Annotated in this window: 26 protein-coding genes and 1 pseudogene; 15 read left to right on the top strand and 12 right to left on the bottom strand. The window is 61.4% G+C overall.

All coding sequences use genetic code 11. From position 1 onward, the window contains the following. Positions 1-26: 26 nt before the first annotated feature. Positions 27-668, top strand: a complete 642-nt coding sequence (locus VWZ85_RS06390; protein ID WP_416587457.1) for an arylesterase — start codon at positions 27-29, stop codon at positions 666-668. 111 nt (positions 669-779) lie between these two features. Here VWZ85_RS06390 and VWZ85_RS06385 read toward each other — a convergent pair whose 3' ends face one another. Then, positions 780-986 (bottom strand): cold-shock protein, encoded by a 207-nt coding sequence (locus tag VWZ85_RS06385; RefSeq protein WP_014875536.1) that lies wholly within the window; start codon positions 984-986, stop codon positions 780-782. A 295-nt stretch (positions 987-1281) separates the two neighbouring features. Continuing rightward, a complete protein-coding gene (locus tag VWZ85_RS06380; RefSeq protein ID WP_340547298.1) occupies positions 1282-1833 on the bottom strand; it encodes a L,D-transpeptidase in 552 nt (183 codons plus the stop codon). Between the two features lie 412 nt (positions 1834-2245). On the opposite strand from VWZ85_RS06380, the gene VWZ85_RS06375 reads away from it, so the two are divergent. Then, positions 2246-3487 (top strand): hypothetical protein, encoded by a 1242-nt coding sequence (locus VWZ85_RS06375; protein ID WP_416536701.1) that lies wholly within the window; start codon positions 2246-2248, stop codon positions 3485-3487. A 115-nt stretch (positions 3488-3602) separates the two neighbouring features. Continuing rightward, entirely contained in the window at positions 3603-4028 is a 426-nt protein-coding gene (gene trxC / locus VWZ85_RS06370; RefSeq protein WP_340547296.1) for a thioredoxin TrxC, read from the top strand. 75 nt (positions 4029-4103) lie between these two features. Here trxC and VWZ85_RS06365 read toward each other — a convergent pair whose 3' ends face one another. The 4 genes from VWZ85_RS06365 to ettA all read right to left on the bottom strand — a co-directional run bounded on the left by VWZ85_RS06365 (position 4104) and on the right by ettA (position 7106). Then, positions 4104-4322: a hypothetical protein gene (locus tag VWZ85_RS06365; RefSeq protein ID WP_340547295.1), complete on the bottom strand. Its 219-nt coding sequence runs from the start codon at positions 4320-4322 to the stop codon at positions 4104-4106. Positions 4323-4536: 214 nt separating this feature from the next. Beyond that, positions 4537-4737: a hypothetical protein gene (locus tag VWZ85_RS06360; protein ID WP_416537445.1), complete on the bottom strand. Its 201-nt coding sequence runs from the start codon at positions 4735-4737 to the stop codon at positions 4537-4539. Positions 4738-4936: 199 nt separating this feature from the next. Beyond that, positions 4937-5188 carry a hypothetical protein gene (locus tag VWZ85_RS06355; protein ID WP_416536704.1) on the bottom strand — a complete coding sequence of 84 codons (252 nt, stop codon included), beginning with the start codon at positions 5186-5188 and terminating at the stop codon, positions 4937-4939. 262 nt (positions 5189-5450) lie between these two features. Then, complete coding sequence (ettA, locus tag VWZ85_RS06350) at positions 5451-7106, bottom strand: energy-dependent translational throttle protein EttA (RefSeq protein ID WP_340547292.1); 1656 nt, start codon at positions 7104-7106, stop codon at positions 5451-5453. Positions 7107-7316: 210 nt separating this feature from the next. Between ettA and VWZ85_RS06345 the strand changes: the two genes are divergently transcribed. Next, entirely contained in the window at positions 7317-7931 is a 615-nt protein-coding gene (locus VWZ85_RS06345; RefSeq protein WP_416536705.1) for a nicotinate-nucleotide adenylyltransferase, read from the top strand. Here VWZ85_RS06345 and VWZ85_RS06340 read toward each other — a convergent pair. Beyond that, positions 7911-8717: a DMT family transporter gene (locus VWZ85_RS06340; RefSeq protein WP_416536719.1), complete on the bottom strand. Its 807-nt coding sequence runs from the start codon at positions 8715-8717 to the stop codon at positions 7911-7913. The two genes, VWZ85_RS06345 and VWZ85_RS06340, sit on opposite strands and share 21 nt — an antisense overlap. Before the next feature lie 153 nt (positions 8718-8870). Here VWZ85_RS06340 and dacB point away from each other — a divergent pair, with 153 nt between their 5' ends. Then, complete coding sequence (dacB, locus tag VWZ85_RS06335) at positions 8871-10355, top strand: D-alanyl-D-alanine carboxypeptidase/D-alanyl-D-alanine-endopeptidase (protein WP_416587455.1); 1485 nt, start codon at positions 8871-8873, stop codon at positions 10353-10355. Positions 10356-10442: 87 nt separating this feature from the next. On the opposite strand, the gene VWZ85_RS06330 is transcribed toward dacB, so the two are convergent. Then, positions 10443-10817: a VOC family protein gene (locus VWZ85_RS06330; RefSeq protein WP_416536707.1), complete on the bottom strand. Its 375-nt coding sequence runs from the start codon at positions 10815-10817 to the stop codon at positions 10443-10445. Positions 10818-10856: 39 nt separating this feature from the next. Between VWZ85_RS06330 and VWZ85_RS06325 the strand changes: the two genes are divergently transcribed. Further along, entirely contained in the window at positions 10857-11399 is a 543-nt protein-coding gene (locus tag VWZ85_RS06325) for a winged helix-turn-helix transcriptional regulator (protein WP_416587454.1), read from the top strand. 148 nt (positions 11400-11547) lie between these two features. On the opposite strand, the gene VWZ85_RS06320 is transcribed toward VWZ85_RS06325, so the two are convergent. Then, complete coding sequence (locus tag VWZ85_RS06320) at positions 11548-11970, bottom strand: tellurite resistance TerB family protein (protein ID WP_416536709.1); 423 nt, start codon at positions 11968-11970, stop codon at positions 11548-11550. A 432-nt stretch (positions 11971-12402) separates the two neighbouring features. Here VWZ85_RS06320 and VWZ85_RS06315 point away from each other — a divergent pair, with 432 nt between their 5' ends. From VWZ85_RS06315 to VWZ85_RS06305, 3 genes are all read left to right on the top strand, one after another. Beyond that, positions 12403-14046, top strand: coding sequence for a lysine--tRNA ligase (locus VWZ85_RS06315; RefSeq protein WP_416536710.1), 1644 nt, complete (start codon positions 12403-12405; stop codon positions 14044-14046). 147 nt (positions 14047-14193) lie between these two features. Further along, positions 14194-14607 carry a DUF4864 domain-containing protein gene (locus VWZ85_RS06310; protein WP_416536711.1) on the top strand — a complete coding sequence of 138 codons (414 nt, stop codon included), beginning with the start codon at positions 14194-14196 and terminating at the stop codon, positions 14605-14607. Positions 14608-14752: 145 nt separating this feature from the next. Beyond that, the gene (locus tag VWZ85_RS06305) at positions 14753-17038 is read left to right on the top strand and encodes a glycosyl hydrolase family 28-related protein (RefSeq protein WP_416587452.1); all 2286 of its coding nucleotides are present in this window, start codon (positions 14753-14755) and stop codon (positions 17036-17038) included. A gap of 16 nt (positions 17039-17054) precedes the next feature. Here the strand turns inward: VWZ85_RS06305 and VWZ85_RS06300 are convergent, their stop codons facing one another. Beyond that, positions 17055-17783: a hypothetical protein gene (locus VWZ85_RS06300; protein WP_340547284.1), complete on the bottom strand. Its 729-nt coding sequence runs from the start codon at positions 17781-17783 to the stop codon at positions 17055-17057. Between the two features lie 146 nt (positions 17784-17929). Between VWZ85_RS06300 and VWZ85_RS06295 the strand changes: the two genes are divergently transcribed. From VWZ85_RS06295 to VWZ85_RS06285, 3 genes are all read left to right on the top strand, one after another. After that, positions 17930-18247, top strand: a complete 318-nt coding sequence (locus VWZ85_RS06295; RefSeq protein WP_061049879.1) for an antibiotic biosynthesis monooxygenase family protein — start codon at positions 17930-17932, stop codon at positions 18245-18247. A gap of 100 nt (positions 18248-18347) precedes the next feature. Next, positions 18348-18755, top strand: coding sequence for a universal stress protein (locus VWZ85_RS06290; RefSeq protein ID WP_260098957.1), 408 nt, complete (start codon positions 18348-18350; stop codon positions 18753-18755). A gap of 107 nt (positions 18756-18862) precedes the next feature. Next, positions 18863-19129, top strand: a complete 267-nt coding sequence (locus VWZ85_RS06285; RefSeq protein ID WP_340547283.1) for a zf-TFIIB domain-containing protein — start codon at positions 18863-18865, stop codon at positions 19127-19129. Between the two features lie 154 nt (positions 19130-19283). Here VWZ85_RS06285 and VWZ85_RS06280 read toward each other — a convergent pair whose 3' ends face one another. Next, complete coding sequence (locus VWZ85_RS06280; protein WP_340547282.1) at positions 19284-19469, bottom strand: PLD nuclease N-terminal domain-containing protein; 186 nt, start codon at positions 19467-19469, stop codon at positions 19284-19286. Between the two features lie 149 nt (positions 19470-19618). Between VWZ85_RS06280 and VWZ85_RS06275 the strand changes: the two genes are divergently transcribed. Further along, entirely contained in the window at positions 19619-19924 is a 306-nt protein-coding gene (locus VWZ85_RS06275; protein WP_340547281.1) for a hypothetical protein, read from the top strand. A gap of 125 nt (positions 19925-20049) precedes the next feature. Here the strand turns inward: VWZ85_RS06275 and uvrB are convergent, their stop codons facing one another. Then, positions 20050-22248, bottom strand: a complete 2199-nt coding sequence (gene uvrB / locus VWZ85_RS06270) for an excinuclease ABC subunit UvrB (protein ID WP_340547280.1) — start codon at positions 22246-22248, stop codon at positions 20050-20052. Between the two features lie 228 nt (positions 22249-22476). Here uvrB and VWZ85_RS06265 point away from each other — a divergent pair, with 228 nt between their 5' ends. Beyond that, a complete protein-coding gene (locus VWZ85_RS06265; RefSeq protein WP_416536713.1) occupies positions 22477-22788 on the top strand; it encodes an ETC complex I subunit in 312 nt (103 codons plus the stop codon). Between the two features lie 63 nt (positions 22789-22851). After that, a pseudogene (locus VWZ85_RS06260) lies at positions 22852-23644 on the top strand (IS5 family transposase). Positions 23645-23942: the final 298 nt, after the last annotated feature.

The following is a 23942-nucleotide window of genomic DNA, read 5'->3' as shown; positions in this document are numbered from 1 at the left end:
ACTCTCGATATGGAGCCTTTCTACCAATGCGCAAGATAATGGCCGGATTGATTTTTATATTAACTGCCGCAGTTGCGCAGGCCGATCCGGTTCGGGTGGCGGCTTTGGGGGACAGTCTGGTGCAGGGCTACGGGCTGCCGCAGGGGCAGGGCTGGGTGCCGCAGCTACAGCGCTGGCTGGGGGAACAGGGGGCTGAGGTGCGCCTGATCAATGCCGGTGTCTCCGGCGATACCACGGCGGGTGGCGCGGCGCGGATCGACTGGACGCTGGCCGACGGGCCGGATGCGCTGATCGTCGCATTGGGCGGCAATGACCTGCTGCGCGGGATCGCCCCGGCTGAGAGCCGCGCCAATCTCGCCCGTATTCTGGAGGTCGCCAAGGCCAATGCGGTGCCGGTGCTGTTGGTTGGTATCGCGGCGCCGGGCAACTATGGCGCCGACTTCAAGGCAGAATTCGACGCAATCTTCCCCGAGCTGGCGCGCGACTATGGCGCGCTGCTGCATGACGACAGCCTTGCCGGGATCCGCGCGGCAACCGGCAATGATCCGCAGGCGGCGGGGCCGTATCTACAGGAGGACGGCATTCATCCCAACGCAAAAGGCGTGGCGCTGAATGTGGCGGCCATCGGCCCGAAGGTGCTGGATCTGGTGGCCAAGGTGGACCGCTGACGCGGGGCCGCCACGGGATGACCGCAGAGGTGCTGCGGCAGATGACTGGGCACCACAACAAAAGACGGCCCCGAAAGGGGGCCGACAGCTGATCTTCTTCGGGTAGGCGGGTTAGGCCAGCTCGATATTCACCGCAGACTCGCGGCCGTCACGGCCCGGTTGCAGCTCATAGGTCACTTTCTGGTTGTCCGCGAGGCCGGTCAGCCCCGACCGCTCAACGGCGGAAATATGTACGAACACATCGCTGCCACCCGCATCGGGTGCAATGAAACCGTAACCTTTGGTGGTGTTGAACCATTTGACGGTGCCTGTGGCCATCGTCTTCTTCTCCCAGTCTTACTCTAAATCCCTGTCCGCGACATGCGACAGCCCGGCAATGTCATTGCGTATTCATGACCGAGCCTCCTAGGACAGCGATGAGTTCTGCGTAACCTTGCGGGAACGATCTTGTCGCCAATGTCCTCTCGGTGCAAGTGTTATAGCGGGGGGTGCCTGTCAGTTTGGCGCTGCCAGAGGCGCTGTGGATGGCCATCGGCGGGGCTTGGCACCCGGACAGGCAAGCTGGCGCCGATGCGCCGCCAGATCACGCGCTGCCACCTTGGTCTGGTCCTGATCAGAGCACCGTCACCACGGTTCCCAAGGGCACCCGTTCGTAGAGGTCGACGATATGCTCGTTCGTCATGCGGATGCAGCCGTTGGAGACGGAATGGCCGATCGTTTGCGGCTGATTGGTGCCGTGAATACGGAAATAGGTGTCGATGCCGTTCTGAAACAGGTAGAGCGCGCGCGCGCCCAGCGGGTTATCAGTGCCACCGGGCTGGATGTATTTATTATCGACAAAGCGGGCATAGCTGCGCGGATCGCGTTCGATCATCTCGTCCGTCGGGCGCCAGGTTGGCCATTCTTTCTTGGCCTGGATGACGGCGGTGCCGGTGAATTCAAGACCGGCCCGCCCGACGCCAACGCCATAGCGGCGCGCCCGGCGCGGCTCTGTCACGTAATAAAGGTAATAGGATCGCGGCAGCACCAGAATTTGCCCGGGGGCGAATTGCTTCTTGATGCGGACCTCCTGCGGAGTGGGGTCAAAGGCAGTTTCGGCTGACCCGATCTGAGGCCAGAGAGAGGCGGCGGCGGAGCTGGCCAGAAAGGCGCGGCGTGACAACATGCGTGGCTCTTTCGGTTTTGGAACAGATGCCATCAGTCTGCGGTGCGCGAACAATCCGGTCAATAGCGGCGCCCGCACGGCCGCCGTTGCGGGCAGACGGCGCGACGTTGGTGCAACAGCGCGATGCCCTGATGGGCCATAGGACATTGGCAAATCAGGCTTCGTGATATCACGAAGCTGTGATATCCTGTGATCGGATCGCGTTTCTGATCCACCGTCATTTCCGGCGGGTTTCTCGTTTGAGGGCGTCATGTCGGCACGGCTGCGGGGGCAGCTCTGCCGGAGATCTCAGGCCCGGACAGGGGCTATTTCTCGGCTTCTGCGTTTCAGGTCTGCGATCCCGTCCGAAACCGGCCGGTGGCTGTTTACAGCCCGTCTGGCGGTTTGTCGGGGGTATACTGGAGTAACCATTGTGACTGTTTCATTTGGGGGGCGCGCGGCAGTGACCGCGCTGATTATGGCTGTCGGCCTCGCGGCTGCGGATCGGGTTGAGGCTCAGGAAGATGCGGGGTTTCTCGCCACCTCACTGCGTTATTCAGAACGGATGCTGGACCGTCAGGAAGATGTGACCAACAAGGTCGCCATTGCCCTGCGCGCGCGGCAATCGGGGCAGCTCGGGGTCAATCGGATCACCTTTGGCGGGCGCTTCTTAGGCACGGTGATCTATGAGAATACCAATACGCCCGGCAAATTTCCGATCCTGTCGCGGCTGCCGCCGACCCACACCAGCGGCACCACCGATACCTATGGTGTGATCAATGATATCTCGCTGATCGCGACCGCCACCACCCCGCTGCTGACAGCGGTTGTGCAGGGCGAATATACCGAGGTCGAATATCCCGGCCAGAACGACATCCAGCTGCGCAAGGCCTGGCTGGCGGTTGGTGATCTGGACCGGTCGCCCTTTTATCTGGCGGTTGGGCGCAAGACGGTGAATTTCGGCAATTTTGCCAGCTATGCGCCCTTCACCCATACCCATAACAGCCATTACTTCTGGGCCCAGACCAAGGATCCGCTGATCGAGATCGGTTATATCACCGAGCGTACCGAACTGGCGCTGTCGATCATTCGCAACCACCGGGGGAACCGGGTGATCAGCAGCCCGAAGAACGATGATCACTACACCAATTACGCGCTGAACGCCTCCCATCGCATTCCGCTGGCCAATGGTATGGGGCTGAAACTGGGGGCCGGTTTTCTGCGCGGCACGATCTACGACAGCACCATTGCCCATCATCCCCCCGGAAGCGGCATCGACCGGGGCTGGAACGGCGCTTGGGATATTCACGCCACCCTCAGCGCAGAGCGCTTCGACGTCATGGCCGAGTTCACCCAGACCACCGACCGCTGGCCTGCCACCGATCACAAGGTCAGCGCGCTGACGCTGCAGGGGCGCTACCGGGGGGAGGTGCTGGGACGTCCGGCGGTCTATTCACTCTCCGCCAGCCACGGGCGGCAAGGCGCCTCCGGCACCGAATGGGAGTCGATGTCGCAGATCATCCTCGGGATGGAGGTTGCGCTGGCCCCGAATGTCACGCTGGGGGCGGAATACCTGTTCAACGATGGCTTTGTGCCGCTGATCCTGCCCCGGCGCACAGGCGATGCCAGCGTGCGCTCGCATAGCGTCATTCTGGGCGCCAAGCTCACCTTCTAGCGGGTGGGCACCAGCGCGGGCAGGGCTTGTCCTGCCGCCTCTGGCCAGTATATCTGGCCTGAATACAGGCGCCACGCCGCCCCGGCGGTCAGTGATGCGAAGGAGAGATTGCCCCATGGGTGCCAAGACCCTGACCTGCCTCAGCTGTGCCCAGCTGAACCGCGTGCCCGAGGACCGTCTGGCCGCCGGCCCCAAATGCGGCACCTGCGGGGCTGCGCTGATCCCCTCGACGCCCGTCGATGTCGACCCGGCGACCCTGCAAAAGGCCGCCGCGCAGGATGACCTGCCGCTGGTGGTGGATTTCTGGGCGCCCTGGTGTGGTCCTTGCAAGATGATGGCCCCGGATTATGCCAAGGCGGCAAAAACGCTGCAGGGGCAGGTGCGGCTGGTCAAGCTGAACACCCAGACCCATCAGTCCACCGGCGCACGCTATCGGATCAAGGGGATCCCGACACTTGTCCGCTTTGTGCGCGGCAAGGAACAGAAACGGCAGGCAGGCGCCCTGCGCGCAGGCCAGATCGTGAGCTGGGCGAAGGGATGAGCCGGAGGCTCGGCTGATATCGAAACGCGGATAAGGGGGTTTGGCCCTGCGGTTGGCTCAGGTCCTGCGGTCGGCTCAGGCCATGCGGTGGGTTTCATCCCCGTCCGGCGGCATCATCGGGCGCAGACCCGGCGGCAGATGCAGCATTGCAAGCATGGTCACAATGGCGGCGGTTGTGCCAACGGTAGGGTAGAGCAGCAAACTATACCAAAGTGGCAGCGCATAGAGGGTATAGGCGGCGACCGCAGAGAAAATCCCTGCAAAAGTACCGACAATGATCCCGATCCATGCCATGTTTATACCTCTTAGGTTGAGTCGCATTTAATCTACAATTTTTCAGGCAGAGTGCAACTCTCTGTGTTCGAGCAAGATAGCTCAAATTGTCTTTAAATTTGGTTAACATCGGGGGTGGCGCAGGTGATGGGATCTGCTGAATTATGTGTAATGCTGTGATTTCAATTGGAAATATCAGATGGATGCGCGATCTTCGCTGCGCGTGTGGAAGGTGTCAAATTGATGTATCCTGCGAATTTTGCTCTGGGCGTCTGCGCGGGAAGCCGCCGCTTTTCAGGACCAGCGCCACGGTGAGGCCGACGCCAAGCAGGCTGCTGATGCCACTATAGAGCAGAAGAAGCCCCCAGATGGGCAGGTTGTACGCCACATAGTATATCACCGTGACCATCATGGTCACACCGGTACTCGTCAACATCGCCAACCAAGCCATATCACCCTCACTCAACTGAGGGGAAATTGCCCTGAAACAGGCGATGCAATCAATATGTCTTACGGTCAGATGGCGAGTATATTGGTATGTGTTGCAGCTTATTCTGGCATTATGGCCGCGACGGGCTGTTTTGGTGCGCATATCGCACGTATTTGACCCGTGGAGTGGTCGGCTGCGGCGGATATCAGGCCCGCGCGGGTTTCGCCGACAGCCCCTGATGTGCTCCGTGCGCCCGCTTGTCCCCGGCCTTGTCCGCCAGCGCATCGCGGGCGGCCTTTTGCGTCCACAGCAGCAGGATCGCCAGCATCGCCGAGGGCACTCCGAACAGCGGATAGAGCAGCAGGCTCATGCCGAAGGACAGGCCGATCAGCGTATAGCCCAATACGGCCGCATTCAGCCCGCCAATGACGCCTACCAAGATCCCGATTCCTGCCATGCTCTCACCCTTCTGTGGTTCGCCGACGGGCACAGGCCCCGGCAAATCTCAGAATAGGGTTAATTTTGTTCAAATTATGCCGGGGTCATGGCGGCTGTGGGAACGGGTTGGTTCCGACAAAGGGAACACGACGACCTGGAAAGCCGGATGAGAGGGGACGCCGGCCTCTATTAAGAGGACGACGCCGAATAAGCCTTTTGGGAAGGAGTGATTTGAAGACTTCAGGGGGTGAGCTGGTATCGCATCACCCCCTGAAGCTCACTTATCGCACGAACTTCTTGTGCTTCAGACGCTTGGGCTCCAGCGCGTCGGGGCCCAGGCGGCGTTTCTTGTCTTCTTCGTAGTCCTCGAAGTTGCCCTCGAACCACTCCACATGGGCGTCGCCCTCAAAGGCCAGAATATGCGTACAGATCCGGTCGAGGAAGAAACGGTCGTGCGAGATGACCACGGCGCAGCCGGCGAAATCGACCAGTGCGTCTTCCAGCGCGCGCAGGGTTTCGACGTCCAGATCGTTGGTCGGTTCGTCAAGCAGCAGCACGTTGCCGCCCTCTTTCAGCAGCCGCGCCATATGGACCCGGTTGCGCTCGCCGCCCGACAGCAGCGACAGTTTCTTCTGCTGGTCGCCGCCCTTGAAGTTGAACGACGAGCAATAGGCGCGGGAGTTGACCTGCGCGTCGCCCAGCTCGATGATCTCGGCGCCGCCGGAGATGGCTTCCCAGACGGTGTCATTGTCGTTCAGATCGTCGCGTGACTGGTCGACATAGGACAGTTTCACGGTATCGCCATAGCTGACGCTGCCCTCATCGGGCTGTTCCTGTCCGGTCAGCATCCGGAACAGGGTCGATTTACCCGCACCGTTGGGACCGATCACGCCGACGATGCCGCCGGGGGGCAGGTCAAAGGACAGGTTCTCCACCAGCTGCTTGTCGCCGTAATGTTTGGAGATGCCCGAGACCTCGATCACCTTGGACCCCAGACGCGGGCCGTTGGGGATGACGATCTGGGCGCGGGTCAGTTTCTCGCGCTCGGACTGGCTGGCCAGATCGTTATAGGCGTTGATCCGGGCCTTGGATTTGGCCTGACGCGCCTTGGCGCCCTGACGCATCCATTCCAGTTCGCGCTCCAGCGTCTTCTGCTTGGATTTGTCTTCGCGCGCTTCCTGCTCCAGACGTTTGGCCTTCTGTTCCAGCCAGCTGGAATAATTGCCCTCGTAGGGGATGCCGCGGCCCCGGTCCAGCTCGAGGATCCAGCCGGTGATGTCATCCAGGAAATAACGGTCGTGGGTGACGCAGAGGATAGTGCCCTTGTAGTCGATGAGATGCTGTTGCAGCCAGGCGATGGTTTCCGCATCAAGGTGGTTGGTCGGTTCGTCAAGGAGCAGCATGTCGGGGGCTTCAAGCAGCAGCTTGCAGAGGGCCACGCGACGGCGCTCACCACCAGACAGGTTGGCGATTTCGGCATCATCCGGCGGGCAGCGCAGCGCCTCCATCGAGACGTCGATCTGGCTGTCCAGATCCCAGAGGTTCTCGGCGTCGATCTTGTCCTGCAGCTCGGCCATTTCCTCGGCGGTCTCGTCCGAGTAGTTCATCGCCAGCTCATTGTAGCGATCAAGAATGGCCTTTTTCCCGGCGACGCCCAGCATGACGTTTTCACGCACGGTCAGGCTTTCGTCCAGCTTCGGCTCCTGCGGTAGATAGCCAACCTTGGCGCCCTCGGCGGCCCAGGCCTCACCGGTGAAATCGGTATCGAGCCCGGCCATGATCTTCATCAGCGTTGATTTACCGGCGCCGTTGACGCCGACAACACCGATTTTCACACCGGGGAGAAAGGACAGGTGGATGTTTTCAAAGCATTTCTTGCCACCGGGGTAGGTCTTGGAGACCCCCTGCATGTGGTAGACGTATTGATAGGCAGCCATGAGACAGCTCCGTGTAAGGGGGGAATTTGCTGGCTGGTGTGATAGCGGATGGGAAAGGCGGGGGCAATGCGGGATGCAGGGGCGCGGGCGCGGGGCGTGCACGCCTGCCGCCATGATCGCAAAGACTGGCGGGGCGGCTTTCACAGTTTCGCAACCAGAGCCTGCAACAGCTGATTGATCTCTCTTGCAACTATGTGCATCAAGGCAGGCATGATGCACCGCTTGCCCCATATTCCGCCCGGTACCACTGTTGGCCTTCTGGGCGGGTCCTTTGATCCGCCGCATCAGGGGCATCGTGCCATCTCGCTGGCAGCGCTCAAACGCTTTGGGCTGGATCAGCTGGTCTGGCTGGTGTCGCCCGGCAATCCGCTTAAGGCGCACCCGCCAGCGCCGCTTGACCGCCGGATTGCCGCCGCGCGGGCGCTGATGGACCATCCGCGTGTGCAGATCAGCGGGATCGAGGCCGATGTCGGCACCTGCTACACGGCCGAGACGCTGCGCCTGCTGCGGCAGCGCCATCCCGGCGTGCGCTTTGTCTGGTTGATGGGGGCGGATAATCTGGCCGATTTCCACCGCTGGAAAGACTGGCGGCAGATTCTGGACACCGTACCCGTTGGGGTGCTGGCGCGACCGGGTGAGCGGATCTCGGCGCGGCTGTCGCCTGCCGCGCGGCTTTATGCACCGTATCGGCTGAAAGGTGGGCAGAGCCGTCTGCTGGCCCATGCCGAGGCCCCGGCCTGGTGTTTTGTGAACGTGCCGATGGTCAATATCAGCTCTAGCGCGATCCGGGCGCGTGGCGATTGGTCAGCGACGCAGCCGCGCTGAGACCAGACCGGCGCTGATGACCACACACAGACCGGCCCAGGTCAGCACATCAGGCCATTGATCAAAGACCAGCCAGCCGAGCGAGACGGCGGCGATCAGCTGGAAATAGACCAGCGGTGCCAGCCGTGACGCGGGTGCCTGCGCATAGGCAAAGAGCAGCAGCAGATTGCCCAGCATCGAAAACCCCGCACTGCCAAAGGTCAGCGCCGCAGTCGCCAGTCCGGGCGCGGGCAGGGCGGTCAGCCCCAGCGGCAGCGTCAGCAGCGCGCTGATCGACAGCTGGGTCAGGCTCAGCTGCAGCGGCGTGCCAAGATGCGACAGCCAGCGCGAGGTGGTGAGAAATCCGCCATAGAACACCCCCGCCAGAACCGCCCAGATCAGATTGACCGAGCCCCCCAGCCCGGGCCGCACCACCAGCAGCACGCCGCAGAATCCCAGCGCCATCAGCAGGCTGCGCGCCAGCGTCGCAGGTTCGCGCAGCAGCAGGACGGAGAGCACATAGCTAACCATCGGCCCGACAAAAAAGGCGGCAAACACATTTGCCAGCGGTTCGGTCTTCAATGCGATCTGGATCGACAGGATACCGCCGCTCAGCAGCGCCGCGCGCAGCCACAGCCGCCAGTCGGCCAGCAGCGGATAGGCACTGCGCAAGGCAAACGGCGCCACCATCGCTGTGCCGATTGCAAATCGAGACCAGGCCACGAATCCCGGTGTCGCCAGACCGCCCGATGTGAGCAGTTTCCCGCAAAGGTCCCCGGCAGGGATCATTGACATGGCGACAAACATGATCATCACTGCCCGTACCATCGCGTCAGCGGTAGCAGGCGGCTCGGCCAAAGAAAAGCCGCCAGTTTGCGGTCGGGGGGCTGTCGGACTGCGGCATAATAACCTGCCGCATGTTTGCAGAATTGTAGGGGTTTTGAGTAGACTATTGCTGATATGATTTCGCGACGATTTTTTCTGACCTCTGGCCTTGCCTCCGTGGCGGCGCAGACAGCCCTGGCCAATGCGCCGGCTGTTTCTCTGCGCCCGGTGGCACGGGATCCTGCCAGCCTGATCAGCGCCGGCGGCGGGCTGAAGGGGCTCCTGGCGCGCGCGGGCCTCTCTGGGCAGATTGCCTGCGCCGTGGCGGACGTCAAAAGCGGACTGCGGCTTGAGGCTGAGGGCGCCGCGTCGGCCCTGCCGCCGGCCAGCGTCGCCAAGGCGCTGACCGCTCTTTATGCGCTCGATGCGCTGGGGCCGGACCATCGCTTTACCACGCAGATTGTGGCCACCGGCGGGATCAGCGGCGGCGTGGTCGGCGGCGATCTGGTGCTGGTGGGCGGCGGCGACCCGATGCTCAACACCGACAATCTCGCGCGGCTGGCGCAGGCGCTGAAGGCGGCCGGCGTCCGCGAGGTGCGTGGTGCCTTCCGGATCTGGGAGGGGGCGCTGCCGCAGATCGCCTCGATCGACCCGGGTCAGCCCGATCACGTCGGCTACAGCCCGGCCATTTCTGGCCTCGCGCTCAATTACAACCGGGTGCATTTCGAATGGAAACGCGCAGGGCAGGGCTGGGCGGTGACCATGGATGCCCGCACCGAGAAATATCGCCCAGAAGTCTCCGTTGCCACGATGAAGATCGCGCAGCGCAGCCTGCCGGTATACAGCTATTCCGAACGCAACGACACCGATCACTGGACCGTCGCCAGCCAGGCTCTGGGCAAAGGCGGCGCGCGCTGGCTGCCGGTGCGTCATCCGGGCGCCTATGCCGCCGATGTGTTCCGCACCATGGCGCGCGCCAACGGGATCAAGCTGGGCGCGCCGAAACCGGCCAACGCGCCGCCCTCGGGGCAGGTGGTGGCCCATCACAACAGCCCACCGCTTGATCTGATGCTGAAGGCGACGCTGAAATATTCCAACAATCTGATGGCCGAGATGATCGGCCTGGCGGCAACGCAGGCGCGTGGTGGCCGGCCGCGCGCGCTGAAGGATTCGGCGGCGGCGATGAACAGCTGGGCTGCGGCAACCTATGGCATGACCAATACCCGGCTGGTGGATCATTCCGGTCTGGGCGAGGCATCGCGGATCACACCGGATGACATGGTCAGCGCGCTGGTGGCCTCCTATCGGGACGGGCGGCTGAAACCGCTGCTCAAATCCTTCCCGATGCGCGACAGCAAGGGGCGCGTGCTGAAAGCGCATCCGATCAAGGTCACCGCCAAGACCGGTACGCTCAATTTCGTATCGGGTCTGGGCGGCTTCATGACCGCGACCGACGGCACCGTGCTGGCCTTTGCCATATTCAGCGCCGACCAGCAGGCCCGCGCACGCATACCCCGCGCCGAACGCGAGCGCCCCAAAGGCGCGCAAAGCTGGAATCGCCGCGCCAAAAAGCTGCAACAGAGCCTGATCGAACGCTGGGGCCGCGTCTACGGCAGCTGAGCCGTGGAGATGCAAATGGGGCGTGGGCGTATCAGGCGTGGCCCGTTACCTGGTTTGCGGCTCTGCCACGGCTCCGGCCGATCAGCTTTAACCGCCGGTCAAGTCCTGTGCGAGCATCAGCGCGTTGCCGTCGGGGTCGTAGAAGGTCGCGGTTTTGACCATGCCTTCGACCACATCCGTTTCGCCATCAAATTTGACGTTGGCCTGTTCCAGTTTCTGCCGGGCCGACTCCAGATCAGCGCAGCCAAAGACAGGGACGCAGTTTCCCGGCGCGGGCTTCGTGTGCTCGCCAAGGCCGATTGCGACTCCGGGCGTGTTGGTTTGAACCTCGGACCAGCCTGCCTCGTCAGCATGATAGAGCAACTCAAAGCCCAACATGGTTTCGTACCATTTGGCGCTGGCGTGGCGATCCTTGACCGACATTGCGATGGTGATGGTTTGATCTACTGAAACGAGTGACATGGGCTTTCCTTATGATCTAAAATATACTAACTATACTTTATGGACATAATGACGCTTGTCAACATCACATCCAGGGCCTGGGCAATGCCCATTCTGTCGAGCCTCAGTTCCGGTATCGCCGGGCGGCAGGCGCCGTTGCTGGCTGCGACCGGTGCCAGCCGGACCGCCTTTGCGCAAAGTATGGATCATTTGATTGACCTTGGCCTGATTGAGCGCAATCCGGGCTACGGTCATCCGCTACGCCCCGAATTTCGGCTCACTCAATCAGGCGCGGCAGCCGCAGCCATCGCCTGCAAGATCCACGATGTCGCGTGCGAGGACGACCGGCCCCTGCTGCGCCGGTCATGGACATTGCCGGTACTGACAACGCTTCACAGACCAAGTCATTTCAGCGACATCAAGCGAAACCTGCCGACAGTAACGGATCGGGCCCTGTCGCAGTCATTGAAATCAATGGAAGCAAAAAGCTGGGTGTGCCGCAGCGTGGATGGTGCGGCCCGCCCGCCCCGGTCTATCTATCACGCGGTGAACACCGGTGGTCTGATAAGCCAGGTCATGGCCCCAGAATTCACCGGCATCTAGACAACAGGCGATTTAGCGACATTTGGCTGAGATCGGGGAAGCCCCCCGCCTCGCGGCCCCTTGAGTGCGTGAGTGTTCGCGGCCGTTCTCTGGCCCCGGCAGCGGATCTTCTGTGGCGTTCGCGCCCGGTGCTGCCGTGGTGCCTGCCTCAGACCATATGGCGGGCGCGGGCGCCGCGCTCGATGGCGGCGGCGTGCAGCCGGTCGATGTTCAGCTCATAGCGGATTTCTTCCAGCAGCCGCAGCTCCGACTCGGCAAGGCTGCCATCGGCCGCGGCCACATCGCAGGCCAGTGCATAGGCGGTCTCAAACAGCCGCTCGGGCAGATCCTCGCGGATCAGGCCGAACAGCGCATCCAGCCCGTCCTCCTGCTCAAAAAGGTCAAACACCGTCTGCGAGGTGCGGTTCATCCGGTCGATGTCGTAATCGGCAAAGACCGGCAGCATGTTGACGGCGGATTGGATTTTCACCAGCTCGGCGGTGCGGATATTCTCATCCGAGGCCGAGACCGCCACCATCAGCGCAACGAGGCAATCCTGCGGGGTAAAGGGGTGGGCGGTCTGGGTGTTCATTGTGGGATTCCAGTAAATTGGCACGGGTTCGTGAACAAGAATAGGCATCCCCCCCGGCCCAATCAACGGGTCAATGCGTCACCGGGTGAAATCCGCTGCCGCCTCCCGCTCTTCACCGGTGCGGCGAGGGGCGCGCAGCAGGCAGGGCGGGGCGAGGGGCCAGCAGAATGCAGGCCGCTGCGGGATCGCCCGCCGGGACCGCGCAAATCGCGCGACATTGGGGCCGTTTGGGCGCTGTTGGGGCGCTATTCTGGTGCTGAAACACTGCGGTTTCTTGACACGTATCGCCGCTCACCATAGGTGAGGCCGACCGGGTGCATGGGGCGCCCGGCAGTGGTGAGCCGCCCGCAGTCACCGGCGCCCGAGACAGCGCCGCAGACGGGGGGCTAGCAGTCCGACCGGAGCCACCTCCGGTTGCCGATGGAGAACATGATGTCTGATCTGCGCGAAGAAGCTCTGAAGAGCAAAGCCTGGCCGTTTGAAGAAGCCCGCCGGGTTCTCAAACGTTATGCCAAGGGCGCGCCGGAAAAGGGCTATGTCCTGTTCGAAACCGGCTATGGCCCCTCCGGCCTGCCGCATATCGGCACCTTTGGCGAGGTGGCCCGCACCACGATGATCAAGAAAGCCTTCGAGGTGATCTCGGATATTCCGACGAAGCTGATCTGCTTTTCGGATGATCTCGACGGGATGCGCAAGATCCCCGGCAACGTGCCAAATGCCGACAGCCTGCAGGACCACCTGCAAAAGCCGCTGACCTCGGTGCCGGATCCATTTGGCGAATACGAGAGCTTTGGCCATCATAACAACGCCATGCTGCGCCGGTTCCTTGATACCTTCGGCTTCGAGTACGAGTTCTATTCTGCCACCGAATTCTACGGCTCCGGTCAGTTCGACGAGATCCTGAAGCGCGCCGTCGACAAATACGACGACATCATGGCGATCATGCTGAAGTCCCTGCGCGAAGAGCGCCGTCAGACCTATTCGATCTTCCTGCCGATCCACCCGGACACCGGCCGCGTGCTCTATGTGCCGATGAAGAAGGTCTGCGCCGAGACCTATACCATCACCTTTGATGACGAGGACGGCAAGGAATGGACCCTGCCGGTGACCGGCGGCAACGTGAAACTTCAGTGGAAGCCCGACTTCGGCGCCCGCTGGGCGGCACTTGGCGTTGATTTCGAGATGTACGGCAAGGATCACTCCACCAATACGCCGATTTATGATGGCATCTGCCGGGTGCTGGGCGTCCCGGCGCCGGAGCATTTCACCTATGAGCTGTTCCTCGATGCCAACGGTCAGAAGATCTCCAAGACCTCGGGCAACGGGATTTCCATTGATGAATGGCTGACCTATGCCTCGACCGAGAGCCTGGCCTATTTCATGTATCTGAAGCCCAAGACGGCGAAGCGGATGCACTTCGATGTGATCCCCAAGGCGGTGGACGAATACCACCAGCAGCTGCGCGCCTATCACACCCAGGATTTGAAGGGACAGCTGAACAACCCGGTCTGGCACATCCACGCAGGCGATGTGCCGCAGTCGGATATGGTGGTGCCATTCTCGATGCTGTTGAACCTTGCTTCGGCCTCCAGCGCCGAGGACAAGGCAACCATGTGGGGCTTCATCAACAAATACGCCCCCGACGCGACGCCAGAGAGCAATCCGACCATGGATCAGGCGGCGGGCTTTGCGGTGGCCTATTTCAACGATTTCGTGAAACCGGCAAAGACCTATCGCCTGCCCACCGATCAGGAGCGTGCGGCGCTTCAGGATCTGGCGGATGCGCTGAAATCGCCCGAAGCCGCGCTGGCCGCGATTGCCAAGAAGAACGAAATCGCAGGCAGCACCGACCCGCTGCCCGAGGCCGATTTCGCGGATGAGGAATTCCTGCAATCCGTTGTCTTTGCCATCGGCAAGATCCACGGGTTCGAGCCGCTGCGCGCCTGGTTCTCGGCCATCTACGAGGTGCTGCTGGGCGCCACGCAGGGGCCGCGTTTCGGCGGGTTCATCGCCCTTTACGGGGTCGAGGACACCATCACGCTGATTGATCAGGCGCTGGCGGGTGAGCTGGTCTGACCCCGCAGCCATATGTCAACGGAAGGGCGCCTGTAACGGGCGCCCTTTTTGTTTCGCGCAGGGCGCAGCGGCGCGGCAAAACAGGCAGCGGTGATTGACCGCGCCCGCGCCGGGGCTAGCTGACAGGGGCATCAGAGGAGATCTGCCATGCGCAAGTTTTTGTTGATGAGTGTTTCTGTCGCCCTGTTGTCGCTGCCGGTTCCGGGTGCCGCCGAGGGGCGCGATAGCGCGATAACCGGCGTGATTGCAGATCAGATCGCCGCCTTTCTCAGGCGTGATTCCGAGGCCGCCTTTGCCCATGCGTCGCCGATGATTCAGGGGCTGTTCGGCAATTCCGAGCGTTTTGCACAGATGGTGCAGTCGGGCTACCCGATGGTCTGGCAACCGGATGAGGTGCGCTATCTGGGGCTGCGCACCGTGGCCGGTGGCCTGTGGCAGCGGGTGATGATCACCGATCCAGAGGGGCGGGTACATCTTCTGGATTATCAGATGGTTGAGACCCCGGCCGGCTGGAAGATCAACGCCGTTCAGCTGCTGACGGAGGATGCGCCCGCGACCTGATCCATCGCCTGATTCTCCCCCCGGTGCATACCCTGCGAACGCCCCTCTGAGGGCGCGTTAAACCCCGTCCTTTACAACCCTTTCCCTGAGTGAACCGGGCTGCGGCCTGATCAGCCGGAAACGGCGGTATTAGAAAGGGTGACTGATGAACATAGCGATCACTGACGGCGTAGAGCTGATGCCCCCGGCCTTTGCCGAGGGGCTCAACAACTGGTCCAGCGGCAATGGCACACCGGGGTCGGACACCTATCAGGGCGCAGCCAATGCGGCCTTTGTCGCGGCAGACGCCGATTTTGGCGGCTGTCTGGAACTGCAAAAGACCGCTTCGGTGCAGAAACTGCGCAATATGACCCGCACCATGCTGACGCCGGGCTGCTATTTGCAGGTCACCGCGCGGGTAAAGGCGGTCAGCGGTGCCCTGCCAACCGTTCGCATCGCGGCCTGGGCCGGGCAGTCGGGCGGCGGTCATCTGGGCGGCGTGGTCGAGACCGGGGCGGGCACCAGCCTGTCGACCTACGGAAAAGTGGTTGAGGTATCGGCCATTATCGGCACCGGCAGCCGCAATGGCGTCGATATGGCCTGGGGGCTTGAGGGGCGCTTTGCCCATGTGGGGCTGGATCTGATCGGGCCAAATGGCGGCGTGGTGCGGGTCGATGATATCGAGGTACGCGATGTCACCGGAGTCTTCCTGCGCAATATGATCAGCCTGGTGGATGTGACCGACTATGGCGCAATCGGTGATGGCAGCACCGACAATACCTCCGCCTTTGAGGCGGCTGATGCCGCGGCCGCCGGCCGTCGTGTGCTGGTCCCTGCGGGGGAATTCTACCTCGGCAGCACCGTGTCGATGAACCATGAGGTCCAGTTTGAAGGCACCGTCCGCATGCCCACCAGCCGGATGCTGCTGCTGACCCGCAATTTCGATTTCCCCAGCTATGCCGCGGCTTTCGGGGATGAGGAACTGGGCTTCAAGAAGGCGTTTCAGGCGCTGTTGAACAATGCCGATCATGAATCGCTGGATCTGTGCGGGCGCAAGGTCACCCTGCGCGGACCCGTCGATATGCAGGCGGCGGTCCCCAACAAGACCAGCTACGCGACCCGCCGGGTGATCCGCAACGGCCAGCTGGAGGCTGCCGCCAATGCCGCCTGGGACACCGATACCATCACCGCTCAGGCAACCTATAGCACCAGCGCATCCCGCAAGCTGACAAATGTCGCCAATATCGCCAATATTCCCGTTGGCGCGCTTGTCGAAGGCAGCGGCGTCGGGCGCGAAATCTACGTCCGGGACAAGAACGTGGGCGCGGGCGAACTGACCCTGACCGCGCCGCTTTATGATGCGGTGGGCACCCAGCAATACACCTTTCGCGACTTCAAATACATGTTGGATTTCAGCGGCTTCAGCGCGCTCAGTAAATTCGGCATGACCGAGGTCGAGATTCAGTGCGACGGGCGCTGTAGCGGCATTCGTCTGGCCCCGGCCGGCACCGTGTTCAGCCTGGACCACTGCTTTATCTCGCGGCCACGAAACCGCGGCATCACCTCCATCGGATCCGGCTGTCAGGGTATCCTGATCGACAATTGCCAGTTCCTGTCCGATGAAGAGCCGCTGAATGTCGGCGCCCGGCAATCCATCGCGCTGAACGTCAACGCCAATGATGCCAAGCTGCGCAACAATCGCGCCACCAAGTTCCGCCATTTCGCATTGCTGGGTGGCCAGAACCAGACGGTGACCGGCAACCACTTCTTTCAGGGCGATACCGTTGCCGATGGCAGCCGCACCGCCGGTCTAATCCTGACCAGCACCAATTGCGCCTCGACCGTGTCGGACAATTACATCGACAATTGTTTTGTCGAATGGACCAATGAACGCGATGCCCGCCCCGATTTCACCAGCGGCTTCTCCTTCAGCGCCCTGTCGATCACCGACAATGTGTTCCTGTCCGGCGATGTCGCCCCCTGGTTCAGCTACATCGTGGTAAAGCCTTATGGCAGCGGCCATTTTCTGAACGGGATGACCGTGTCGGGGAATAAATTTCGCTCCATCAACGGCACCATCGACCGGGCAGAGCGGGTCGATACCAGCTTCTCCGACCTCGATTTCAGCCGCACCAGGGATATCTTCTACGAGGGCAACACCTATCACAACGTCTCAACCGCGGTGGCCAACCCGCTCAGGATTGAACATGTGCAGGGCAGCGCGGCCACGACCTGGACCGTCGACACCCAGGATGCGCTGCCATTTCGCGGTCAGGCACGGGGCATCGACAGCGTCGTCGCCATTGGCCCGGTAGAGCTCGGCGGCGGCGCCGATCGCCATGCCATGCCCTATGCCAAGCTGCGCGTCGGCAGCCGTCGCGATCAGGTCCAGCTGGTCTGGCCGGAGGCGGTGCGCGGCACGGTGCAGGTAACGGTGCGTGTGGACAGGTGATCCGCAGCGCTGGGGGTCAGAACCGGTGCCAGATCGCCAGTTTGATCCCCAGCGCGCGTGTTTCGGCGCGCTTGTGCTGGAGACCGATCACCAGCTCCGGCGCGCTCTTTCCGAACCGCTTTGCCAGTGGCAGCCGCAGGCTGGGGGTGATGGAAAAGGACAGCGGCGCGCCCGCTGTCCTGCTGGTTTCCACCTGCAGCAGCGGCGCCAGCTTGCCGGGGCGGTTCAGCCCCAGCGTGGCATCCAGTTTCCAGGTCTGCTGCCGCCCCTTGCTGCGCCATTCATGACCCAGATCCAGAGCGATCCAACCCGATAGCGGCCTGCCTTTCAGCGCGATGTCGAAGCCGCGCCCATAGGACAGGGTGATCCGCTGCATCGGCGCCCAGACCCCGCTGCTCTGATTGGCCCCCAGCGCCAGCTCCACCGCGGTGTTCGCCTGTCCCAGACGGGGCAGGGGGTGGCGCAGAAACAGCAGCGCATGGGCGGAGCTGCCGCGGCTGACATTCAGATCGGCGCCGAGCGTCCAGCGCGGATGCAGGCCAAATTCCCCGTAAAATCCGATCTCTGCCGGCAGGCGCTGCCCCTCGCTCAGCCCTTTCAGCGCGGCAAGGTCGCGGCGCAGCGTCAGGCTGGTCGCGCTGAACCCCTGACCCTCCTGCTGCAACCACGCCCCGGCGGAAACCGAGGCCAGCGGCATCAGGCAGAGGGCAAGGACAGCCAGTAAGCGTAGGAACCCGTGCAGCATAAAAACACTTTAAAGTTGATTTTATTTTTGACCACTCTTTTTATGCGTCTGTTGGACAAGGATCGGCGATCCTGCCGGGGCGGGCAAAAACCTCTGCCGGATTTCCTCAAACCGGCGTAGGCTGGAGATGGACAACGGAGGAAGCCATGCCGACGATAGCGACCAATACCGAAACCCAAACCGTGATCACCACCTTTGAGATGACGCCGGGCACCTGTCAGGATCTGCTGGATGCTCTTACCGAAGCCTATGCGGAGTTCATTTCGCATCAGCCGGGCTTTATCTCTGCCGGGCTGCATGTGAATGACGCCCAGACGCGGATCGCCAATTATTCGCAGTGGCGGCGGCGGGAGGATTTTATGGCCATGCTGCGCAGCACCGAGATGCGCAACCGCAATCGCAAGATCAACGAGCTTTGTCGCAGTTTTGAACCGGTGATGTATGAGGTTGCCGCAACCTTTTGATCTCTGGTGCGTTTCCCTGTTGTACGCGGCTGATCTCGATCAAGGCAGGCCGGTGGGCGCGGCCTCATGATGGGGGTGCCGCAGACAGAGGAGACCGCAAATGTATCATAATATTCTTGTCCCGATTTCGTTTGATCCCGACCGCGATGTGAGCGCCCCGCTAAAGCTGGCGGGGCTGCTGGCCACACCAGAGGCCCGGATCACCCTTCTGCATGTGGTCGAACAGGTGCCGGCCTATGCGATTTCCTATATGCCGGTCGATTATCTGGAGGGCACCCGCAAGGCGCTTCAGGCTGAGCTGGACGGCCTGGCCCAGACATTGCCCAACGCGACCGGGCTGCTGATTGATGGCCATTCCGGTCGTTCGATTCTGGACTGGGCCGAACAGAACGCACCCGACCTGATCATCATCGCCTCGCACCGGCCGGGGATGCAGGACCTGCTGCTGGGATCGACCGCCACGCAGGTGGTGCGCCACGCGGCCTGTGCGGTGCATGTCGTGCGCTGAGACTTGCGGTTTTTTGACGCGAGGCCAGCAATTCGTCGCCGACAGGCTTGTCCCGCGCGGCAGCCGACCCCACTTGGATTGCAATCAGGTTTAGCGAGGAGAAAACGATGCAATGTCCAATTGACGGCGCCCAGCTGGTAATGACCGACCGGGCCGGTGTGGAAATCGACTATTGTCCGCAATGCCGGGGTGTCTGGCTTGATCGCGGTGAATTGGATAAAATCATCGAACGGTCCAGCCAGCCAGCGCCGCAGCCGCAGCCCCGGCAGCAGGACAGTTATCGCCCTGAAAAACGCGATTCAGACCGGCATTATTCGGAAAAACGCTACAAGAAAAAACGGGGTGGCTTTCTTGAGGACCTGTTTGATTTCTGATCTGAAAAATGCAGAAAACCACCTTTTGTAAATAAGGGCGGTTTGTTCATAGCTGTCTGGTGAGATGCGCGGGCAGCCTGCCGCACCACTTAGTGTAGATAAAAATATGCCCCGGCGCCATGATCTGGCTGCCGGGGCATTATCTAACGCCCTGTTAGATATGAGCTTTGCTGCCGCGTGGGCCTGCGATCAGCCATGCGATCAGGCCGATCACCGGCAGGACCAGGATAACAAGGGTCCAGATCACCTTGGCTGCGGTCGATGCGCCGGATGTCAGGACCTGGTAGATCGCGTAGAGGTCAGCGATAAGAATAAGCAGACCAAGAAGACTGTAACCCATTTTCTCTCTCCATCAATTTTGTTCTGTCTGCTCAACCTTTCAGACGCCAAAAAGGTTCCGCTAAAATTTTTGGGAACCTTTTTGTGAGGTGGATTGTTTGCTTCTCGAACCATCACTGAGATGTATCGCAATCTGAAAGGAACCACGCTATGAAAACCGCTACCGGAATTATTATGGGTATTGTTGCTGTAATCGCCATTGCGGTCGGCATCTACATGGTCGACGTCGACCAGACCGAAGAGGCAAGCCTGCCTGACGTGGATGTCAGCGTCGAAGGTGGCAACCTGCCGAAATTTGATGCCGAAGTCGGTTCCGTCTCCATCACCGAGGAAACCGCCACCGTAAAGGTTCCCGACGTTGATGTGACCATGGAAGAAGCCGAAATCTCGGTGCCCGGTCTGAAAGTGACCCCGCCGGAAGACGCTGCTGACGAAGTTGCCGCCGAATCCAACTAATGCCAGTCCGCCTGTGACCCGGCATTCACTGCCCCCCGCATTTGCGGGGGGTATTTTCGTTTTGGACCCCTATCCGATCGCCGGTGCTGCGGACCGGGCCGAGGCCGCGCCGCAACGGTGGGCGCCTATGAAAATTTCTTCTGCGATTTGCCGCGATAGGCCCGTGTCCCGGCCTTGCCCGCAGTGGACCGGCCCCGTGATTTGACCGCCGCCTCCGACGCGGCTTCGACGGCGGACTGCCGCGCCAGCGGATCGTCGGAAATCGCCAGATCCACCGCTTCCAGCCGTTTGACCTCGTCGCGCAGCCGGGCTGCCTCCTCGAACTCCAGGTTCTCCGCCGCCTTGCGCATCTGTTCGCGCAGCCCGGCCAGATGGGCCTCCAGATTGGCGCCGTGCATCGGTTTGTCGAGGGTTGCGGTCACGCGGTTCATATCCACATCGCCCGCATAAAGACCGGCCAGCACATCCTCGACGTTCTTTTTCACCGTCGCGGGCGTGATGCCATGTTCAAGGTTATAGGCGATCTGCTTGTCACGGCGGCGGTTGGTCTCACCAAGCGCGCGCTCCATCGAGCCGGTGATCCGATCGGCATACATGATGACGCGGCCCTCGGCGTTCCGCGCGGCGCGGCCAATGGTCTGGATCAGCGAGGTCTCCGAGCGCAGGAAACCCTCCTTGTCGGCATCGAGAATCGCGACCAATCCGCATTCGGGAATATCCAGCCCTTCGCGCAACAGGTTGATGCCAATGAGCACGTCAAAAGCGCCAAGCCGCAGATCGCGCAGGATTTCGATCCGCTCCAGCGTGTCGATGTCGGAGTGCATGTAGCGCACCTTGATGCCCTGTTCGTGCAGGTATTCGGTCAGGTCCTCGGCCATGCGTTTGGTCAGCGTGGTCACAAGGGTGCGGAACCCATCGGCGGTGACACGGCGCACCTCGTCCAGCAGATCATCCACCTGCATCGAGACCGGGCGGATCTCCACCTGCGGATCCAGAAGGCCGGTAGGGCGGATCACCTGCTCGGCAAAGACGCCGCCGGACTGTTCGATTTCCCAGGCCGAGGGCGTGGCGGAAACAAACACCGACTGCGGACGCATCGCGTCCCATTCCTCGAATTTGAGGGGACGGTTGTCCATGCAGGATGGCAGGCGGAAACCATGTTCCGCGAGGGTGAATTTGCGCCTATGGTCGCCTTTGTACATGCCGCCGATCTGCGGCACGGAGACATGGGATTCATCCGCAAAAACAATGGCATTGTCGGGAATGAATTCAAACAGGGTCGGCGGCGGCTCGCCCGGTGCGCGGCCCGTCAGATAGCGCGAATAATTCTCGATCCCGTTGCAATGGCCGGTGGCCTCCAGCATTTCAATGTCAAAATTGGTGCGCTGTTCCAGCCGCTGCGCCTCCAGCAGCTTGCCCTCACCAACCAGCTGGTCGAGCCGCATTTTCAGCTCTTCCTTGATCGAGATCACCGCCTGTTTCAGCGTTGGTTTCGGCGTCACGTAATGCGAATTCGCATAGACCCGGATCTGGTCGAAGCTGCCGGTCTTTTCCCCGGTGAGCGGGTCGAACTCGGTGATGCCTTCCAGCTCCTCGCCAAAGAAGGACAGCCGCCAGGCGCGATCCTCAAGGTGGGCCGGGAAAATCTCCAGCGAATCGCCGCGCACCCGGAAGGAGCCGCGCTGAAACGCCTGATCGTTGCGCTTGTACTGCTGGGCAACCAGATCGGCCATCACCTGCCGCTGGTCATATTCGTCGCCGACCTTCAGGTCCTGCGTCATCGCCGAATAGGTCTCGACCGAACCGATGCCGTAGATGCAGGAGACCGACGCGATGATGATCACATCGTCCCGTTCCAGCAGCGCACGGGTCGCTGAGTGGCGCATCCGGTCGATCTGTTCGTTGATCTGGCTTTCCTTCTCGATATAGGTGTCAGAGCGCGCGACATAGGCCTCCGGCTGGTAATAGTCGTAGAAGGAGACGAAGTATTCGACCGAGTTTTCGGGAAAGAAGCCTTTGAATTCGCCGTATAATTGCGCCGCCAGCGTCTTGTTTGGGGCAAGAATAATGGCCGGGCGCTGGGTCTCCTCGATCACCTTCGCCATGGTAAAGGTCTTGCCGGTGCCGGTGGCGCCCAGCAGCACCTGATTGCGCTCGCCCTCCAGCACACCTTCGGAGAGTTCCTTGATGGCGGTGGGCTGGTCGCCCGCCGGATCGAACTCGGTGTGCATGACAAATTTCCGCCCGCCTTCCAGCTTGGGACGCTGCTGCGGCGCGCGGTCGGCCATCATGGGCATGGATTTGTCGGAATGGGCGTATGGCATATGGCTCTCTCCTGCTAGGGGCAGAGATTGGTCTGTTTTTGTTCTTATTCAAGGGGCTTTTTCCACCCCGCGCCCGACGATGGCTTCGCAGCGGCGCAAAATGCCGGTCGCTGAGGGCGGAAATCCCGGTTTTTCCTGCCAAACCCGTGCAATCTGCGGCATTTGCCACCTTGCCCGTGATCAGGGTTCAGCGCATATAGGGGGCAGAGATCTGAGAGGAGATATCCCATGCGAGCGCGGATTTATCGGCCAGCCAAGAATGCCATGACCTCCGGTATGGCCAAGACCCGCAAATGGGTCCTGGATTTCGTGCCCTCCAGCGCGCGGGAAGTGGATCCGCTGATGGGCTGGACCTCCTCACATGACACCCAAAGCCAGGTCCGCCTGCGGTTCGACACCAAGGAAGCGGCGCTGGAATACGCCGAGGCCAATGGCATCGACGCCATCGTGACCGAACCAAAGACCCGCAAGGCCAACATCCGGGCGGGCGGCTACGGCGAAAACTTCGCCACCAACCGCCGCGCCCCCTGGACGCACTAGGGTCAGGATGCATTGATTTCCGCTGCAACGCGTGATTCACGGTTCCGAAAACGGAGCGGTGATATGTCTGATCTTTTCTGGCTGACCGATGCCCAGATGGCGCGCCTTAAACCCTTCTTTCCGAAGTCGCATGGTAAGCCTCGGGTTGATGACAAGCGGGTTTGAGCGGGATTATCTTCATCAACCGCAATGGGTTAAGGGGGCGCGATGCCCCTGCAGCCTATGGCCCGCACAAGACTCTCTACAGCCGCTGGAAGCGCTGGAGCGAGAAAGGCTCTTCGCGCGGATGATGGCGGGCCAGGCCGCCGGGCACAGCGAAGAACAGACCGTGATGATTGACGCTACCTATCTCAAAGCCCACCGCACAGCGACCAGCATGGCAGCGAATTAAGGAGGGTCAGGAATTGATCCAGTGGATCAATTCCCCGACGAACGGGGGCGTGGGCGCCTGATCGGCCGAACCAAGGGCGGCATGGATACCAAACTGCATGCCATCTGTGACAGCCACGGGCGACCGCTCAGCCTGTTCGTCACCGCTGGGCAGGTCAGCGACTACATCGGTGCGCGGGCGTTGCTCCGCGCCCTGCCGAACGTCAAATGGCTGCTCGGGGACCGCGGCTATGACGCTGACTGGTTCCGAGAAGCGTTGTAAGACAAAGGGATACGCGCAGGCATCCCCGGCCGAAAGCAACGAAAGACCCCGGTCAAACATGACAAGCGCCGATACAAACGACGCAACCGCATCGAGATCATGTTCGGCAGGCTCTAGCACTGGAGGCGCGTCGCAACACGCTATGACCGCTGTCCCAAGGTATTCCGCTCGGCCATCGCCTTCGCAGCACTCGTCATTTCTTAGCTATGGGGCGTGAGCCAGTTTTTTATCGCGGTTGGGTGATGGTTACTTGAAAGATGCAATAACGGAAGGTAGCCGTGGCAAAAGCTTATGCATAATGGTTGAGCGGATATGAATAAATTCTCCCGAGAACTTACTTATCGTGTCGTAAGCAGTGATGATGATATCCCCGCGATCGCTAGGATCGCGCAAGAGGCGCATGAAGAGAGCCGCTACCGGGACATTCCTTTCAGCGAGGATAAAGTGCGAAAGCTGGTACAGCGGGCTTTGGTGGATGGGGCGCCGCAGATCGTACTGCTAG

It is taken from the genome of Phaeobacter sp. JH20_29 (genome assembly GCF_048056175.1).
Lineage (GTDB): Bacteria > Pseudomonadota > Alphaproteobacteria > Rhodobacterales > Rhodobacteraceae > Phaeobacter > Phaeobacter bryozoorum.
Note: the sequence above shows the minus strand (reverse complement) of the source record. Positions and strands in the feature narration are given on the sequence as shown.

Excerpts from the sequence above, each read along its gene's own strand:
- VWZ85_RS06300 (WP_340547284.1), bottom strand. The coding sequence starts at position 17,783 with ATGCTGCACGGGTTCCTACGCTTACTGGCTGTCCTTGCCCTCTGCCTG.
- trxC (WP_340547296.1), top strand. The coding sequence starts at position 3,603 with ATGGGTGCCAAGACCCTGACCTGCCTCAGCTGTGCCCAGCTGAACCGC.
- VWZ85_RS06280 (WP_340547282.1), bottom strand. The coding sequence starts at position 19,469 with ATGGGTTACAGTCTTCTTGGTCTGCTTATTCTTATCGCTGACCTCTAC.
- VWZ85_RS06310 (WP_416536711.1), top strand. The coding sequence starts at position 14,194 with ATGCGCAAGTTTTTGTTGATGAGTGTTTCTGTCGCCCTGTTGTCGCTG.
- VWZ85_RS06330 (WP_416536707.1), bottom strand. The coding sequence starts at position 10,817 with ATGTCACTCGTTTCAGTAGATCAAACCATCACCATCGCAATGTCGGTC.
- VWZ85_RS06295 (WP_061049879.1), top strand. The coding sequence starts at position 17,930 with ATGCCGACGATAGCGACCAATACCGAAACCCAAACCGTGATCACCACC.
- VWZ85_RS06285 (WP_340547283.1), top strand. The coding sequence starts at position 18,863 with ATGCAATGTCCAATTGACGGCGCCCAGCTGGTAATGACCGACCGGGCC.
- VWZ85_RS06340 (WP_416536719.1), bottom strand. The coding sequence starts at position 8,717 with ATGTTTGTCGCCATGTCAATGATCCCTGCCGGGGACCTTTGCGGGAAA.
- VWZ85_RS06320 (WP_416536709.1), bottom strand. The coding sequence starts at position 11,970 with ATGAACACCCAGACCGCCCACCCCTTTACCCCGCAGGATTGCCTCGTT.
- dacB (WP_416587455.1), top strand. The coding sequence starts at position 8,871 with ATGATTTCGCGACGATTTTTTCTGACCTCTGGCCTTGCCTCCGTGGCG.
- ettA (WP_340547292.1), bottom strand. The coding sequence starts at position 7,106 with ATGGCTGCCTATCAATACGTCTACCACATGCAGGGGGTCTCCAAGACC.
- VWZ85_RS06355 (WP_416536704.1), bottom strand. The coding sequence starts at position 5,188 with ATGGCAGGAATCGGGATCTTGGTAGGCGTCATTGGCGGGCTGAATGCG.
- VWZ85_RS06265 (WP_416536713.1), top strand. The coding sequence starts at position 22,477 with ATGCGAGCGCGGATTTATCGGCCAGCCAAGAATGCCATGACCTCCGGT.
- VWZ85_RS06385 (WP_014875536.1), bottom strand. The coding sequence starts at position 986 with ATGGCCACAGGCACCGTCAAATGGTTCAACACCACCAAAGGTTACGGT.
- VWZ85_RS06345 (WP_416536705.1), top strand. The coding sequence starts at position 7,317 with ATGATGCACCGCTTGCCCCATATTCCGCCCGGTACCACTGTTGGCCTT.
- VWZ85_RS06275 (WP_340547281.1), top strand. The coding sequence starts at position 19,619 with ATGAAAACCGCTACCGGAATTATTATGGGTATTGTTGCTGTAATCGCC.
- VWZ85_RS06325 (WP_416587454.1), top strand. The coding sequence starts at position 10,857 with ATGGACATAATGACGCTTGTCAACATCACATCCAGGGCCTGGGCAATG.
- uvrB (WP_340547280.1), bottom strand. The coding sequence starts at position 22,248 with ATGCCATACGCCCATTCCGACAAATCCATGCCCATGATGGCCGACCGC.
- VWZ85_RS06380 (WP_340547298.1), bottom strand. The coding sequence starts at position 1,833 with ATGTTGTCACGCCGCGCCTTTCTGGCCAGCTCCGCCGCCGCCTCTCTC.
- VWZ85_RS06365 (WP_340547295.1), bottom strand. The coding sequence starts at position 4,322 with ATGGCATGGATCGGGATCATTGTCGGTACTTTTGCAGGGATTTTCTCT.
- VWZ85_RS06390 (WP_416587457.1), top strand. The coding sequence starts at position 27 with ATGCGCAAGATAATGGCCGGATTGATTTTTATATTAACTGCCGCAGTT.
- VWZ85_RS06305 (WP_416587452.1), top strand. The coding sequence starts at position 14,753 with ATGAACATAGCGATCACTGACGGCGTAGAGCTGATGCCCCCGGCCTTT.
- VWZ85_RS06360 (WP_416537445.1), bottom strand. The coding sequence starts at position 4,737 with ATGTTGACGAGTACCGGTGTGACCATGATGGTCACGGTGATATACTAT.
- VWZ85_RS06290 (WP_260098957.1), top strand. The coding sequence starts at position 18,348 with ATGTATCATAATATTCTTGTCCCGATTTCGTTTGATCCCGACCGCGAT.
- VWZ85_RS06315 (WP_416536710.1), top strand. The coding sequence starts at position 12,403 with ATGTCTGATCTGCGCGAAGAAGCTCTGAAGAGCAAAGCCTGGCCGTTT.